This is a genomic window from Shewanella nanhaiensis (genome assembly GCF_019457885.1).
Classification (GTDB): Bacteria; Pseudomonadota; Gammaproteobacteria; order Enterobacterales; family Shewanellaceae; genus Shewanella; species Shewanella nanhaiensis.
In genome coordinates this window covers 294,924-310,401 of record NZ_JAHZST010000005.1, presented here as the reverse complement: position 1 = coordinate 310,401, position 15,478 = coordinate 294,924, and the positions used below count along the sequence as shown (strand labels likewise).

The window sequence follows — 15,478 nt, the reverse complement described above, 5'->3', positions numbered from 1 at the left end:
TACACCTCCTCCCTTATCATTACTTATCTCTGCTCAACTTAATCTCAGCTCAAACTTAGCTTATTATGAGCTTGGCTTATGTGCTTTGGCTATTATTCCCGACCTGGTAATTTTTTCCAAGTCACCGTATCACGAACATACACAGGCGCCAAATCATCAACTGAGGTTGCCAAACCTTGAGTATAACCCTGTTTTGCCAAACTCAACATAGATTTAGCATCCGGGAATGTCACCTCTTGAGCTAAGGTAATCGAACCTGTTAATTCAAGCAGTTGAGGATAAGTTTCAAATCCGGTGCCGCAAGCAACAATCGGCAGCTCGGTATTGAGCTCTAATGTGACTAAATCTGGTGCGATGACAGTTTCAGCTCCCACGAGCTTAGCCAAGCCATTGTCAAAAACAAACTGACCCCAATATATTTCGCCCATTCTGGCATCAATAGCGGTGATCACCTGCATGGCACTTTGAGAATCAGCACCTTGTGAATCAAAGACTGCCTGAGCCATGATTTGCAACGCTGACAATCCGATGACAGGAATATCTTGTCCCAGTGCAAGCCCTTGGGTCATGCTGGTACAGATCCGAATACCAGTAAAACTACCTGGACCTCGTCCATAGGCGATAAGATCCACCTCGGCTAACTGGACATTAGCTTGTGATAACACGCTATCTACCATAGGTAAGATCCGCTGACTATGTTCACGAGGGACTATAGCTAGCTCTGAAAAAACCTTGCCTTTAACACTTAAGGCAGCCGAGCAGGATTCTGTACAAGTGTCCAATGAGAGTATGGTGAGCTCATCAGGATTTTTCTGGATTTCAGTCATCTAATACCACAAACAGTAGGGCTAATTTCACGCTTCATCACTCTATAGAGTAATGAAACAAATCAAAGCCATTTTAGCGTTATCGCTTTAAATAGCAGGCAAGATTATATCCTAACTGTTATGGACGCAAAACGTATCTGAGCCTTAAATGATCAAAAACCTGAGGCTTGGGTGAAAAATAGACGATATTAACGACGAAAGCCTAACCAAAAAGCTTGGCGTAATCAGCTCAATGCAGGAAGTTCAACATCCAACGCGTCACCAACTTATCATCGACAGGAAGTGAGAGTGACTCTACACCCGATTCGATCCGTTCTTTTGGGATCCTATCTCTGCGTGCATACATCAGATCTTGTGAGTATTGCTTACTAAACTCAGGGTGGCCCTGCACGCCAAGAAAATGATCGTTTACCTGTATCATATAAAAGGGACAAAAATCGCTGGCAGCGATGATCTCTGTCCCCTCTGGTAATTCAACCACCTGGTCTTGATGGCTCACCACCAAAGATATCTCAGAGGAAAGTCCATTCATCCATGGTTTTTGTTGAGTGACCATGGATGTCGCGACTCCAACCCCCCAGCCTTTCGGCGACTTGACCACCTCTCCTCCTAAGGCTTTAACCATCATCTGATGGCCAAAACAGATCCCAATCAACTTCTTCTTACAGGCAAAGAGCTTGGCAATATAGTGTTGAAACTGTATCACCCAAGGGGCATCATCATTTACCCCAAAGCGACTGCCTGTCGTGATATAGGCATCACAATCATCCACTGAGCTGGGGTAGTGTCCATCCATAACACGAAATACTGAAAACTCCAGCTGAGCATCGATATCCTCAAACAAGCGAGTAAACATTTTAGGGTAATTCCCATGTTTAGCTTGCAGTGCTTCAGTGACATCATCACATTGTAAAATACCTATTTTCATCTCACCTCTCCTATGTGAAAAAACAGTCGATTATTCAAGATAAAATTGAGAGTCAAACTGTCCATAAACTAACTCTCAAATATCAACTCGCTAAAGCGCCCCTTTAACCGCGTCACGAAAGAGTAACGAATACTCCGCATCGGTTAATGTTATAGGGTTACCGCCGGCTGCTGCATCTTTTACTGCCATCTTTCCCACTAACACCACATCCTCTAAAGTTATCCCAATATCAGCGAGCGTATGGGGAATACTCAACTCAGCTCTTAATGCTAAAATCCAATCCATAAAACCATCAAAATTGGGGTTATCAAGCTCGAGGTATTGAGATAAACGGATGATCTTTTGCTCTATTTGGTCCCTATTTCGCTTGAGCACATAGGGCATCAAAATCGCATTGAGCAATCCATGATGCTTGTCATACAGGGCACCAAGACTGTGTGCAATAGCGTGCATCGCCCCTAAGCCACGCTGAAAACTGGTTGCTCCCATACTCGATGCCACCAGCATCTGGGTTCTCGCCTCAATATCCTCTCCATTGGCCACTGCTCTTGGAAGAAAATGCTTCACCAATCTTATTCCCTCGATAGCAATCCCCTCAGCCATGGGATGATAAGACGGCGCACAATAGGCCTCTAGACTATGAGACAAGGCATCTAAACCTGTCGCTGCTGTAATAGGAGGCGGCAAACCCAAAGTGAGCTTTGGGTCGAGTAACACAGTGGCTGGAAGCATCTTAGGATGAAATATTATCCTTTTAACATGGTGAGCCCCGTCGGTATCGGTTATTACTGACGCTCGCCCAACCTCTGAGCCTGTACCTGCCGTGGTCGGCACGGCAATCACAGGGATCATCAACCTTTCATCGATGCGGGTCCAGTTATCACCGATATCTTCAGTGCTCCACAAAGAGAGCGATTGTTTTGCAATCATGGCGATCGCTTTAGCGGCATCTAAACTTGAGCCACCACCGAAAGCTATCACCCCATTAAAACCACCTGATTTTAAACATATTGCGCCAGCACGGACATTGTCTCCAGTGGGATTTCCCTGGATCTCACAAAACAGCTCAACCGTTAATCCGGCCTGAGTGCAATAACCCATCGCCTCTTTCACCATAGGCAGATCTGCCAAACCCGGATCAGTGATCAACAAAACCTTGGTCATCTTAAGTGCTTTGCAGCGCTCCCCGAGCTGACTTAAACAGCCCTCACCCACCGTAATATTCGTGGGGAAATTCCAATTTGCGTGTAAATCCATTAACGACTCCTTTTGGATCTAACTATTATTGAGGTTAACCATGTTTAATATGAAATGATTTAGGTCGAGTAAGCTGATCAAATCCTAATTGAGAAAGCGTGCAGCCTCGCCCTGATTGTTTCACCCCAGTCCAGGCCAGTGCTGGATCGAGATAATCGCAACGATTAAGGAAAAAAGTCCCTGTCTGCAACTGTTCGCCTAATCTAATACCAAGATCAATATCTTGGGTAAAGATACTCGCGGTTAAACCAAAATCACTGTCATTCATAAGTGCAACCGCTTCATTATCATCCATCACTTTCATGATCCCCACCACTGGCCCAAAGGACTCCTGAGTCATCACCTTCATGGTGTGATCCACCTGAGTCAGAATTTGGGGAGCAAGATAGGGAGTGCCCGGTTGGCTCATGGGAAATAGCGACTCATCGATATGCGTGATGGCGCCCTGCGCCACAGCATCATTGATCTGCTGGCGCACAAAATCTGCCGCCGAGGTTCTCACCAACGGGCCTAAGGTGGTATTTGGCTCATCTGAACGTCCAAGCTTATATTGCTTAGTTAACGCCACCGCTTTTGCGACAAATTCGTCATAAATGCTGTGATGAAGGTAGATCCGCTCAATGCCACAACAGGATTGGCCTGAATTGAAAAAAGCACCATCGACTAAGGTTTCAACCGCGCTATCAATATCTGCATCTTCGCGAACATAGGCAGGATCTTTTCCTCCTAACTCTAACCCAACACCGATAAAACGTCCGACAGCCGCTTTCTCAACCATCTCACCGCCAAAAACAGAACCAGTAAACGCTACATAATTTATCTGCTCATTGGCGATAAGCTTGGCGGTATTGTCGTGATCCATATGCAGATATTGAAAAACCCCTTGAGGTAAGCCGGCATCTGTAAATGCTTGATACAGACGCTCCGCACACAGAGGTGTCTGAGCAGAATGTTTAAGAATAACGCAGTTCCCTGCCAGTAGAGCCGGAATGATGGCATTGATGGCTGTTAAAAAAGGGTAGTTCCACGGCGCGATGACCAATACCAGGCCCAGAGATTCTCGTTTAATATAGCGAGTAAATCCTGAGCGCTCTTCAAGGGTGATATCCGCTAACGCTTTCTCACACACCTCAATCATATAATCGCTACGCTCAGCAACGCCAGCAAGCTCGCCAGCGCTATAGCGTATCGGCCGTCCCATCATCCAACTTAACTCACTAGCTATCTCATCTTTATGACTCAGAAGTTGTTCAATGGCTTTTTTACACAGCGCCTTACGCTCAGATAGCTTGGTCTCTTTCCAACTACTTTCAGGCCCCTTATAAGCTAAAGCCCCCTGCTCAACACAGGCTAATACCTGTTGCTCATCGGCAAGCGGCCGACTTACATAAACACGACCATCTATTGGCGAGATGGTTTCCTGCATCAGTTTTTGTGAAGATAATTCCATAAATCACTTAACTCCAGTACGACAATTTTCAGCGAGAATCTTGTAGCCATTCCCTATGGGCATTAGATAATTTCAAAATACCGCTCCATCTCCCAGTCAGTAACATGCTTTCTAAACTCACGCTCCTCCCACTCACGGCTAATCGCGTAGTGTTCAACGAACGCTTCACCAAAGCAGCTGACCGCAGCAGTTGATCGCTTAAATTTCTGCGCTGCATCCCATAAAGTTGCAGGCAGTGCTAGTTGAGCATCATGAGTCTGCTCATAGGCATTACCTTTGACTTGAGCTTCTGGCTCTAACTCATGCTCTATGCCATAAAGCCCACTGGCGAGCGCAGCAGCGAGTGCGAGATAAGGGTTTGCATCGGCAGCACCTAAACGGTATTCCACTCGTTGCGATTTTGCAGAGCCCGGGATCACTCTCAACGCTGTAGTGCGATTTTCAACGCCCCATGTGGCATCAGTGGGCGCCCAAAAACCAGGGATCATGCGTGAGTAACTATTAATTGTTGGGGCTATCATGCAGAGAAACTCTGGCATTAACTTTTGTTGACCCGCTAAGAAATGCCGCTGTACTTTACTCATAGAGTGGGTCTGAGAAGGATCATAAAATGCCGATGTACCATCTTTGTTCTGCAGCGAGAGGTGTATATGGCCACTTTGCCCAGGATAATCCCCTGACCATTTCGCCATAAAGGTCGCCATCAGGTCTCGCTTCTGCGCCAGTACCTTCATAAAGGTTTTAAATAGTGCCCCTTTATCGGCAGCCGCTTCCGCATTGTCGACGGCAATGGCCGCTTCAATCACACCAGGCCCTGTTTCTGAGTGGATCCCCTCGATAGGAAAGTCCATGATTTCAGCCATCGACAGGATATCTTGATAGAGATCTGAGTGAGCCGAGTTGCGGATCATAGAGTAGCCAAACCAATCGGGAGTGATGGTTTCGAGATCGCGAAAGTTTTTCTTTCGAATAGAGTGCGGTGTTTCGTTAAACAGAAAGAACTCATATTCGAGCGCCGCAAACGCGTTAAAGCCCATGCTGTCTGCTTTCTCAATCACGCGTCTAAGAGTGCCACGAGGGCAAACCGCTTCCGCCTCCTCGGCAAACTCAGCAATAAATAGCAGCATCCCCTCTTCGCCAATTACATCACGACAGGTATGAGGCAGTATTCGTACCGGTGCATCTGGGTACCCCGTATGCCAGCCTGTATATTTAGCATTGTCATAAAGCTGATCTTTAACATCCCAGCCAAGTACCACATCGCAAAAAGCAAACCCCTTCTCCAAGGAGGCGATAAACTTAGCTTTAGACATATACTTGCCGCGCATAACACCATCATTATCAAACACACCCACCTTCACATGGGTTAACCCTCGCTCCTCAATGATGGCGATGGCATCGGCAATACTCTTTACTTCTCTCGCTTCCATATTCCCACTTCCTTATTGTTACCCGCCAAGTGTGACTGCACGGACAATCTGCTTATTTAATTATCATTTTAGTAACTGGTCGCGATCTTTGGCTGCTGAAGGCTAGAGAAACCCGCGTATCCAGCAACCTATTTCCTAAGCTAATGGATTCTAGCTAAGCTCTGACTCCGCAGACGCTATCATGTCAAACTCCTCCTCTGGCGCTGAAGCAACTAATCTATGGCGGCTATAGAGCACAAAGTAGGTCACCATAATCAGATAGAAAAGTGCAGACCACATGGCCGCCTGAAGGCTCACCACAAAGGTCGAGGCCAGAGCAACCAGTGAAAGGATCAAGGCGATAGAGGATGTCAGCACACCACCAGGTGTTTTATAGGGGCGTTCAAGCTGTGGCTCTTTCTTGCGAAGTAAAATATGCGACAGACTCATCATGGCATAGGAGATCGTCGCCCCAAACACCGCCATGGTGATCATCAAGTCCCCTTCACCCGTTAGCGACAAGAGAAAGCCTAATACTCCCGGTACGATTAACGCCCAAACAGGCACTTTTCGCTTACCAGACAAGGAGAGAAAACGTGGTAGGTACCCTGCTCGTGACAGCGCAAAGACTTGACGAGAGTAGGCATAGATAATGGAGAAGAAGCTGGCAATTAAACCAAACAAGCCGACTAAATTAACAAACTTAGCTGCCAAAGAGTCTAAGCCATAAACAGACTGCAGAGCGCCAACTAATGGTGCGCCGTGAGTTTTCATCGCCTCAGCACCGGCCCCACCAGGAACCAATAACAACACAGCGGCAGCAAATACAATCAACACCAACATGGAGGCGATAATTCCTTTTGGCATATCTTTCGCTGGATCTGTCGCTTCCTCAGCTGCCAATGGCACGCCCTCTACTGCAAGAAACAGCCACATCGCAAAGGGCAATGCGGCCCAGATCCCCATGTAACCTTCGGGTAGAAAACTACTTGAGCCTGCCACGTCTGGATTCGCTGCGATATCGAACAGGTTCGCGGGATCAAAATGAGGCACCATCCCCACCATAAAAACACCGATGGCGATAACCGCTAATAAGGTTATCCCCATCATAATTCTTAATGCTTCCCCCGCGCCCCAAAGGTGCAAACCAACAAAAACTAAATAAAAAGCGGCATACACGATGGGACCATCTATCCCAACAAGTTCATTCACATATCCGCCAATAAAGATGGCGATGGCAGCTGGGGCAATGGCGTATTCAAGTAAAATAGCCGTTCCCGTTAAAAAGCCTCCCCAGGGCCCCATAGCACGACGAGCAAAGCTGTAGCCGCCACCCGCTGTTGGCAGTGAGGATGACATCTCTGCCAAGCTTAATACCAAGCAGATATACATTAATCCCATCACCAGTGTTGCGATTAACATTCCGCCAAAACCGCCAAGTTCAAGGCCGAAATTCCACCCCGCAAAATCGCCGGAGATCACATAAGATATCCCCAAACTCGCCAGTAATACCCAGCCAGCGACTCCCTTTTTAAGCTGACGTTGACTCATATACTCATCGGAAACGGCTTCATACTCGATGCTTTTATTTTTTGTTCTTGGTGCACTTTGTTGCTTTGATTCTTGTGACATGACATTTCCCTTTATCTTGGTTTGCGAAATGGCCCGATGCTCGCTTTGAATTAACACCTCATCGAACCTAATAGCCTCCTTGCTAAACGACAACAACAATCATTTGTCCTAACGCTGTAGTATTAATTTTTTTAATACTAGAAAAACGACTCCTATAAACTCAATGGTGAAACGGTTAACCTATATCGATATCTGCCACTAACCATGGAAGATCTTTTTCAAGTTCAGGTAGAAAACACTCAGACATGATCTCACAACTGTCTCTGGCCATCTGCTCAGCCAGATCGCTCAGTTCATGGCGACGAGTGACTAAGGTTAGACGTCGCTTAAAACCATAATTAGCAGGAAGTGGCTGGCACTTGACTTGCGCTAAGGGGATACCACTTTGGTACAAACACAAAGGGGTCGTGATGGTCCAGCCCAGACCTGATGCCACCATCGACAGTACAGCAAAGGTATTATCCAGCTGCAATCTCATAGCTGGTTTAATGCCAAGGCGCCTTAGATATCGCTCGATGCTGGTACCGATTAAGGAGTCGTGGGTATAGCGAACAAAATCCAACTCTTGATGTAAACCATGAATATCACTTACTGGATCTCCCCCTTTATGCTCCCTATCAACATTCAAAGGGCTGACTAACACAAAGGGCTCACTCAGTATGGGGTAGCGACTGAGATCATCACTATCCTCGAGTGCATCATCAGAGATAATAATATCGACTTGGCGAGACATTAACGCATCGGCATGCATATGAGAGCGGCCAGTGGACAATGTCCAGTTCTCTGTTCGCTTTTTCACAGCTTCAATCAAAGGCTTGCCTAACGAGGTTGCCAAGGAGTCAACCATAGCGATACGCACTAAATGAAGTTGCTCAAAAGCCCCTTGGGTAAACACCTTTTGAGTCTGCTCAGCTTGGGAGAGAAGATGACTGGATTGATCAAAAAAATAGCGCCCCGCAATCGTCAGCCCAAGAGGTCGAACGCTGCGATCGAGCAACTCCACCTTGAGATTTTTTTCTAACATAGACAAGGTCTGGGATACCGAAGATTGGGTCAAGCCTAAACGTCTAGCAGTTTCTGTCATGCTGCCAGTTTGAGCCGCGATGACAAACACCTGCAAACTTTTTAAATCAAAATCGAATGCCCGCACTAGCCCCCCTTTTACCTTCTTAAAAACATGAGCAAAACAAAAACATAGCATGAATAACACTCATCCCCAACAAGTTACTTCATAAGTTATTCATCACTTCAGTTTTAAACAGATTGGTGAAGATATGACCACCCTACTTAAACAACAAACTCACATTAACAGTAAGTCTACACAGAGATTATCTTCTCGCTACACTAGACTAATTCTCCAGCGAACAGGTCAAATTCAGGTAAATATACTGGTGACATAATCAATAATATCAGCCAGTATAAGTATCTCGTTATGTAGTCCTTTCCTCACTAAAAACTTGAATTATTGGCTTACTCCCTGTTAACCAGATGTCATGTTGGTTAATTCTAGGTAGCGCCTTAGCACCGATCACAATCAGTAGATCCGTGTGATTTATTTAACTTTACCAACATAAGCATTTTACGGAGCAACAGATGAACGCAGCAGGGCCAAGAATTGTTATCATTGGCGGTGGCGCCGGAGGATTAGAGCTAGCGACTCAGCTAGGACATAAGCTGGGGAGAAAAAACCGTGCTCAGATTATCCTTGTCGATAAAAATCGTACCCACATCTGGAAACCCCTGCTTCATGAGGTCGCCACAGGCTCACTGGATTCCGATCTCGATGGCGTCGTCTACTCAGCTCATGCAGCCAAACATGGCTACCAATTTCAGCTAGGGACCTTTTGTGGACTCAATGCTGAAACTAAGCAGATCACCATGGCTCCTATTGCCGATGATGCTGGCCATACTATCTTGCCTGAGCGTCAGATATCATACGACAAACTGGTGATCGCAATCGGCAGTGTCAGCAATGATTTCAACACACCTGGCGTGAAAGAGAACTGCTTCTTCCTCGACTCCCACCAGCAGGCAAATCGTTTCCACGATGCCCTACTGGACAGTTTTACCCGCGTCCATCAGTCTGAATCTATTAATCAGCTTAACATCGCCATCGTCGGTGGTGGTGCGACAGGGGTTGAGCTTTCGGCAGAGCTTTACCATGTCACCGAGATGTTGAAGATCTACGGCTTAAGCAAGATGACAGCTGAAAAACTCAATATTCATCTTATTGAAGCTGGCCCTCGTATTCTTCCAGCTCTGCCTGAGCGTATTGCTGGCTCAGCCAGACGTGAGCTGACCAAGCTGGGCGTCAATGTGATGGAAAACACCCGCATCAGTGAAGCCACTGCTCAAGGATTTGTCACCTCCGAAGGAGAAGTGATTGAAGCTAACTTGATGCTATGGGCCGCTGGGGTGAAAGCGCCAGACTTTATCAAATCAATTGAACTATTTGAGCTAAACCGCGCCAATCAGATCATGGTCAAACCAAGCCTGCTTAGCACAGTCGATGAGGCAATCTATGTGATTGGGGATTGTTGTGCTTGCCAACAAGCCGATGGCAGCTTTGTTCCGCCAAGAGCACAGTCGGCACACCAAATGGCTGAATGTGTTGAGAAAAACATTATTCACGAGCTCAACGGTGAGCCAAGAGAGGCTTACACCTATGTGGATCACGGCTCACTGGTTAATCTCTCACGTTTCAGTACTGTGGGCAGCTTGATGGGTAACTTGACAAAGAATAGTATGTTCATTGAGGGTAGAATTGCTCGTCTAGTTTATATCTCTTTGTACCGCATGCACCAAAGAGCCATTCACGGCAGCGTTAAAACCCTCGGACTCTGGTTTGCCGAGAAAGTGATGCGCGTCGTCAGACCGAGAATGAAGCTGCACTAATGCCAAGCTCAGTAGTTGAGCTCAATAGCTAGCTCAATGAAATAAAAGCGGGCGGGATTATTAATCTCGCCCGCTTTTATTTTTACTTTATTTTTTCCAAAAAGGACACCACTTTATCCATATCCCGAGTACGTTTCATCGGTGGAAGTGAGTTAAGAAATGCCTGTCCGTAGGGGCAATTAACAATGCGGTTATCGCACAAAATCAGTACCCCCTTATCCTTTTCATCTCGAATTAAACGGCCAACCCCTTGATTAAGTGAGATCACCGCTTGTGGCAAGGAGAGTGTGGCGAAGGGATCTTTGCCATCCCGAGAGATACTGTCGGCGCGTGCACGATATAAGCTATCATCCGGTGACACAAATGGCAGTTTGTCGATAATCACGCAGCTTAACAATCTGCCACGCATATCAACGCCTTCCCAAAATGCACCAGTGCCAAGCAGTACCGCGTTACCTAATTGACGAAACTTCTTCAGCAGACTCTGCTTACCAGCCTGCCCCTGTACCAATAAGGGATATTGCACCCTACTGCTCAGTACTGTCGCGACCGCGTTCATCATTCTATGACTGGTAAAAAGAATAAATGTTCGCCCTTGAGCCGCATTAATCGCTTTGGTTGCTACCGCGACTAGATCCCTGACCGCAGCATCATGATAACTGACCCGAGAAAGGTGCCGGGGCACACATAAAAGCGCATTGTTAAAATAGTCAAAGGGGCTATCTAAGATCATCTTTTTCGCACTGTCGACCCCTAAATCTTTAGTAAATAAACTTAAGTCACGATTGATCTGTAAGGTTGCAGAGGTAAAAATCCACGCCGTTTTAGGGTCGAATAACTGCTCACACTCACGGGAAACATGAATTGGCGCGATTCTTAATGTCAGGTAGCGATGGCCATAATCTATGTTGTATGCCGCTTGTTCATTGTCACAAAGAAAAAACTGATTCAGCTTATGAATATAACCGTTGAGCTTTTCAACCGCAGTGTCTAGATCATCACTGCGCCCAAGATGTCCGATAAGCAGGTTTTCCAAAGCCTTAAATTCAGCGATTAACTCCCATGAGGAAGCAGCAAAGTTCTGCTCTCCCATCAAGCGTCGCCAGTCTGTTTCATCATATTCAAACAGCTGTTGATGCCAATCATTAAAAAACCGGATGCAGCGAGAGCTCAGTGTCTCTATCTGGGCGGAATCCCTAAGCTCACAGCGATAGATATTGATGATCTCATTGAGCAGCTCACTGAAGGTGCGAGTGGAGAGCTGCTGACCGAAATAGGTCACAGCGATATCTGGTAGCAGATGTGCTTCATCGAAAATCACCACATCCGATTCTGGAAGTAACTCGGCAAACCCTGTCTCTTTTAATACCCTGTCTGCAAAGAAAAGGTGGTGATTGACCACAATCACCTTGGCATCCATCGCTTTACTGCGCGCTTTTCGGGTATAACACACCTCATAGTGAACACACTTCTTACCAGAGCAAACCTCGCGCCGACTGGCAATTAAAGGCAATGCATCAGACGTTTCTGACACAGATGTCAATCCACCTAAATCACCATCACTGGTTTGCCCCGCCCACTGATTAATTCTAAGCAGATCATCAAGTACTTTCGTGTCTAAAGAATCACAGGCCTGCAGCTGTTTCTCTAATAGCTCTTGGCACAAATAGTTGTTGCGCCCTTTGAGCAACGCCACCTTAGGGGTCAATTTCAGCAATGAAAGAAGCGTGGGAAGATCTTTATAAAATAGCTGCTCTTGAAGGTTTTTACTGCCGGTACTGACGATGATCTGCTGACCACTAAGCAGTGCAGGAATTAGGTAAGCGAAAGTTTTGCCCACACCAGTGCCCGCTTCCACCACTAAATTGTGCTGCTCAGCTATCGCTTCACACACAGCAGACGCCATCGAAATCTGCACCTCACGAGCACTATAGCCTTGAACATGACTCGCTAGAGCTCCATCGGCACTAAATGCATTCAGAGTCGCTTTGGTTAATTTTTGCGTTAGGGCCTTCACAGGGAGATCTCAGGTGGGAAATTCATTTGTCATTTCAGGAGTTAATTGAATCAATAAAATTGAGCACAATATCAGATCCTGAATGTGGATTCTATTTAGAACTTAACCAGTTAACGTGATCGAGTCTAAGATCCCTTGACCACTATGAATCCCACCTTCATTCTCTTTTGCAGGTTTACTTCGTACTAAATAGCCTGCGACCTCATCGGAACCACCTACAGGCCTACCATTAAAGTAGGCTGTAAATAGCCCTATCTCACTGATTAAGTCGTCTATTTGTGTGATCTCTCCATTACGCACAGCAAGCGTTGGACGCTCTCGCTCATGGGGAAATAACCTCTGCATCAACGCCCAGGCTTCATACTCTGCGGGCGTTAGTTGATTTAATCGTTCAGTTATCTCTTCACCAAAAACGCAGTGACCACCACCCTCCCCCTGATTTTTCAGCACCCAAGCCGTTTTATCTGCACGGCTTGAGAACCAGTCGATGGTCTCTTTGTTCACAGGTAACATCTCAGCTAATACACTTTTCATTAGACGCACCTCATCAAGAGAAAAACCCCAACGAGAAAATGCCTGTTCTGGCATCATGGTCAAGATCATCTGCATGGTTTTGCTGGTTGCAAGTTGCTGACTTATCGTCGCGTTAAGTGCAACATTATGTTGCTCGATAAAAGCACGTGTCTGGCTCAAGGTTTGGCAGCAGATATCTTCACCCAGCGCTGGGGCAAAGTAATCGATATGTTGGTAGCCTGCACGTAGATAAACCAGATCAATAGCGCCTATACCTTTAAGCATTAACCTTTTGTTTTCCCCGGTGTACAACTCAGAGGCTAATTGATCAAAGGTTCGTCTTAATGTTCTCACTCCTAAACCTTGCAGCGCCACTTCAAGCAGGTGTTGATCGTAAACATTATCCTCTCCTCTTTGCACTACCATCAAGAAAGTCGGCTGGCCGCTTACATCAAACTCAGCCTTAACCTTACGTGCCGCATGAGCAATAGCCTCGGCCAACTGCTCAAGGCAAAAGTTATCGGCGACATGGCTTGCGGGATCTTCAACCCAGTCAGTGTAAACCTCGGGCCACTGGTTTTTCATAAACTGATGCAGCTGAGTAATGCGCTGACCAAATGGCCCCATTCCTGCTGCGATACCATTAAACTCAATCACTTTGGCGCCCTGCTGGCGATCGTCCATGTAATCTGTTCGCATCAATAACAGAGGCTGTCTTGCGGGGAAGATTTGCTCGCCATCAATCCCATGGATCTCTTGATGAATAGCCATCAGGCGTTCAAAAAATTGATCAGCCTTGGCCATTTCAGTTAATGAAGATTGGAGAAATTGATGATCCTCTGAGACTCTAGAGATCAACTTGGTAAGCAGAGGCGTTACTTTCATTATATGTTGAAAAACATGATGCTTCATTGCCATCGGCGCAATGCTAAAAGGACAATGCCTTGCGGTTCCATCACTATTTTTAAACGCTACGCCATGCATAATTGACCATTCACAGGCCTCTTCAATGACCTGTTTATCAATAAGCGGTTTATCTGTACTCGACATAGCGGTATCTCTTTTTAGTAAAACTAACATTTCGATTAAACCAGAATTATAAAACCATATCAAGAACGAAATCCCCCAAAATCAGGAGAAAGATATAACAAAGCCAGTGAAATTCACTGGCTTATTATTGTACTGACTATTGTACTGACTAAATAGATTAGCCAGGGATCACATTGGTTGCGCATGGTCCCTTCTGTCCTTCCCCGACATCAAACTCAACCGATTGACCATCATTCAAGGTTGCGTATCCGCCGCCACTTCTGATCTCTGAGTGATGAACAAACAGATCCTTTCCACCATCTTCTGGTGTAATAAACCCATAACCCTTATCCGCATTGAACCACTTAACTGTACCTTTACTCATACTGTGCTCTTTAGTTTAAAATGTTGATTTATCGCAGTGTCCTGCATTGGCAGTATAGTGCAAAAAACAACCAAAACCTATTAACTGGAGATTTTGTCTACCCTCCTTTCTCTGCGGACAAAACCATAAAGAGAAGCCAATATTGAGGGCTTTATTTGTGTGATCAAATTTCCCGATATAACGCAAACAAGCCCCAAACTCGAATAAAGTGTCCAGCGGTAACCTTCAAAAAAACTTGAGGTGATTAAGGCGACGATGGGTGTGATAAGCAGCAGGTAAGCCGCCTGATTCGCACCTAATCTATCCACCAACATCAGATAAACCGTAAAACCAATCACAGATGCTGGAATGGCAAGATAGGCCAAGCTAACAAGATATCTAGTGCTCATCTCTAGCTCCAAGCTAAATCCTTTAAGAGTGATGATAATCAGCAGCACAACACAGCCATACGCCATGGCATAACTGGTTGCGGTATAGGGCTGGATCTGACTTTGACTGTTATAGATACTGATCATATTTCCTATAGAGAAACACCAGGTGCCAAGTAGGGAAAAAAGTAAACCATAGAGCAGCTCTGGTGACCACTGGGCATCTATTAAATCACCGCCAAACAGTAACAAGATACCACTCAAGCCGACAAAGACACCTAAACCAAAATTGCGTTTAATAGGCGTGTTGAAGATCAACTTACCGTGTAGTGCATTAAACAGTGGTGCTGTCGACATCACCACTGCGGTCAAACCGCTGGCAATATAGTGGGTCGCACTGTAAAACGCCATAAAGTTAATACTGAATAAACAGAGTCCTTGAAGGGCAAAAAATAGATGTTGCCTTCTATTCGTTGCTTGCAATTTCTTAAACACAATACCTAACGCAAACATCAAGGCTGCAGCGATAGCAAAGCGGTAAAATATGGAGACCTCAGTGGGTACCTCCCCCTGCTGCCACTTAATCGCAATCCATGAAAATCCCCAAACAAAAATCATCACTCCATACAGAACTGCCGTCACCATTCACTCCCATCTATCAGGTAATAGACTCAGTGTCTCGCACACTGACGCCACTTTCTGTCACGATAGCGGGAGAAATAACACGATATTGCGGTTTAATATTGCCCCTTGATTGAGAGTTACAAT

The 15,478-nt window shown here is 45.9% G+C and carries 12 protein-coding genes; 1 reads left to right on the top strand and 11 read right to left on the bottom strand.

Going from position 1 to position 15,478, the window contains the following annotated elements:
* Positions 1 to 92: 92 nt before the first annotated feature.
* From tsaB to K0625_RS09670, 7 genes are all read right to left on the bottom strand, one after another.
* Entirely contained in the window at positions 93 to 827 is a 735-nt protein-coding gene (gene tsaB, locus K0625_RS09700) for a tRNA (adenosine(37)-N6)-threonylcarbamoyltransferase complex dimerization subunit type 1 TsaB (protein WP_220109500.1), read from the bottom strand.
* A gap of 229 nt (positions 828 to 1,056) precedes the next feature.
* Positions 1,057 to 1,755, bottom strand: coding sequence for a glutamine amidotransferase-related protein (locus tag K0625_RS09695; RefSeq protein WP_220109499.1), 699 nt, complete (start codon positions 1,753 to 1,755; stop codon positions 1,057 to 1,059).
* Between the two features lie 90 nt (positions 1,756 to 1,845).
* Complete coding sequence (locus tag K0625_RS09690) at positions 1,846 to 3,012, bottom strand: iron-containing alcohol dehydrogenase (RefSeq protein ID WP_220109498.1); 1,167 nt, start codon at positions 3,010 to 3,012, stop codon at positions 1,846 to 1,848.
* Positions 3,013 to 3,046: 34 nt separating this feature from the next.
* Positions 3,047 to 4,462 (bottom strand): aldehyde dehydrogenase family protein, encoded by a 1,416-nt coding sequence (locus K0625_RS09685; protein WP_220109497.1) that lies wholly within the window; start codon positions 4,460 to 4,462, stop codon positions 3,047 to 3,049.
* A 62-nt stretch (positions 4,463 to 4,524) separates the two neighbouring features.
* Entirely contained in the window at positions 4,525 to 5,892 is a 1,368-nt protein-coding gene (locus tag K0625_RS09680; protein WP_220109496.1) for a glutamine synthetase family protein, read from the bottom strand.
* A gap of 150 nt (positions 5,893 to 6,042) precedes the next feature.
* Positions 6,043 to 7,503, bottom strand: a complete 1,461-nt coding sequence (gene eat / locus K0625_RS09675) for an ethanolamine permease (protein WP_232847002.1) — start codon at positions 7,501 to 7,503, stop codon at positions 6,043 to 6,045.
* A gap of 175 nt (positions 7,504 to 7,678) precedes the next feature.
* Positions 7,679 to 8,653: a LysR family transcriptional regulator gene (locus K0625_RS09670; RefSeq protein WP_220109495.1), complete on the bottom strand. Its 975-nt coding sequence runs from the start codon at positions 8,651 to 8,653 to the stop codon at positions 7,679 to 7,681.
* Between the two features lie 443 nt (positions 8,654 to 9,096).
* Here K0625_RS09670 and K0625_RS09665 point away from each other — a divergent pair, with 443 nt between their 5' ends.
* On the top strand, positions 9,097 to 10,398 hold the full coding sequence (locus K0625_RS09665; protein WP_220109494.1) for an NAD(P)/FAD-dependent oxidoreductase: 1,302 nt from the start codon (positions 9,097 to 9,099) through the stop codon (positions 10,396 to 10,398).
* An 82-nt stretch (positions 10,399 to 10,480) separates the two neighbouring features.
* Here K0625_RS09665 and yoaA read toward each other — a convergent pair whose 3' ends face one another.
* From yoaA to K0625_RS09645, 4 genes are all read right to left on the bottom strand, one after another.
* On the bottom strand, positions 10,481 to 12,415 hold the full coding sequence (gene yoaA, locus K0625_RS09660) for a DNA repair helicase YoaA (protein WP_220109493.1): 1,935 nt from the start codon (positions 12,413 to 12,415) through the stop codon (positions 10,481 to 10,483).
* 102 nt (positions 12,416 to 12,517) lie between these two features.
* A complete protein-coding gene (locus K0625_RS09655) occupies positions 12,518 to 13,978 on the bottom strand; it encodes a glutathione synthase (protein WP_220109492.1) in 1,461 nt (486 codons plus the stop codon).
* Between the two features lie 157 nt (positions 13,979 to 14,135).
* Positions 14,136 to 14,342, bottom strand: coding sequence for a cold-shock protein (locus K0625_RS09650; protein ID WP_012324724.1), 207 nt, complete (start codon positions 14,340 to 14,342; stop codon positions 14,136 to 14,138).
* Between the two features lie 80 nt (positions 14,343 to 14,422).
* A complete protein-coding gene (locus K0625_RS09645; RefSeq protein ID WP_220109544.1) occupies positions 14,423 to 15,352 on the bottom strand; it encodes a DMT family transporter in 930 nt (309 codons plus the stop codon).
* Positions 15,353 to 15,478: the final 126 nt, after the last annotated feature.

What these genes read in the sequence shown, in the direction of transcription:
- K0625_RS09680 (WP_220109496.1), bottom strand. Translation starts at nt 5,892, where the DNA reads ATGGAAGCGAGAGAAGTAAAGAGTATTGCCGATGCCATCGCCATCATT.
- K0625_RS09655 (WP_220109492.1), bottom strand. Translation starts at nt 13,978, where the DNA reads ATGTCGAGTACAGATAAACCGCTTATTGATAAACAGGTCATTGAAGAG.
- K0625_RS09695 (WP_220109499.1), bottom strand. Translation starts at nt 1,755, where the DNA reads ATGAAAATAGGTATTTTACAATGTGATGATGTCACTGAAGCACTGCAA.
- K0625_RS09665 (WP_220109494.1), top strand. Translation starts at nt 9,097, where the DNA reads ATGAACGCAGCAGGGCCAAGAATTGTTATCATTGGCGGTGGCGCCGGA.
- K0625_RS09650 (WP_012324724.1), bottom strand. Translation starts at nt 14,342, where the DNA reads ATGAGTAAAGGTACAGTTAAGTGGTTCAATGCGGATAAGGGTTATGGG.
- K0625_RS09690 (WP_220109498.1), bottom strand. Translation starts at nt 3,012, where the DNA reads ATGGATTTACACGCAAATTGGAATTTCCCCACGAATATTACGGTGGGT.
- eat (WP_232847002.1), bottom strand. Translation starts at nt 7,503, where the DNA reads ATGTCACAAGAATCAAAGCAACAAAGTGCACCAAGAACAAAAAATAAA.
- tsaB (WP_220109500.1), bottom strand. Translation starts at nt 827, where the DNA reads ATGACTGAAATCCAGAAAAATCCTGATGAGCTCACCATACTCTCATTG.
- K0625_RS09685 (WP_220109497.1), bottom strand. Translation starts at nt 4,462, where the DNA reads ATGGAATTATCTTCACAAAAACTGATGCAGGAAACCATCTCGCCAATA.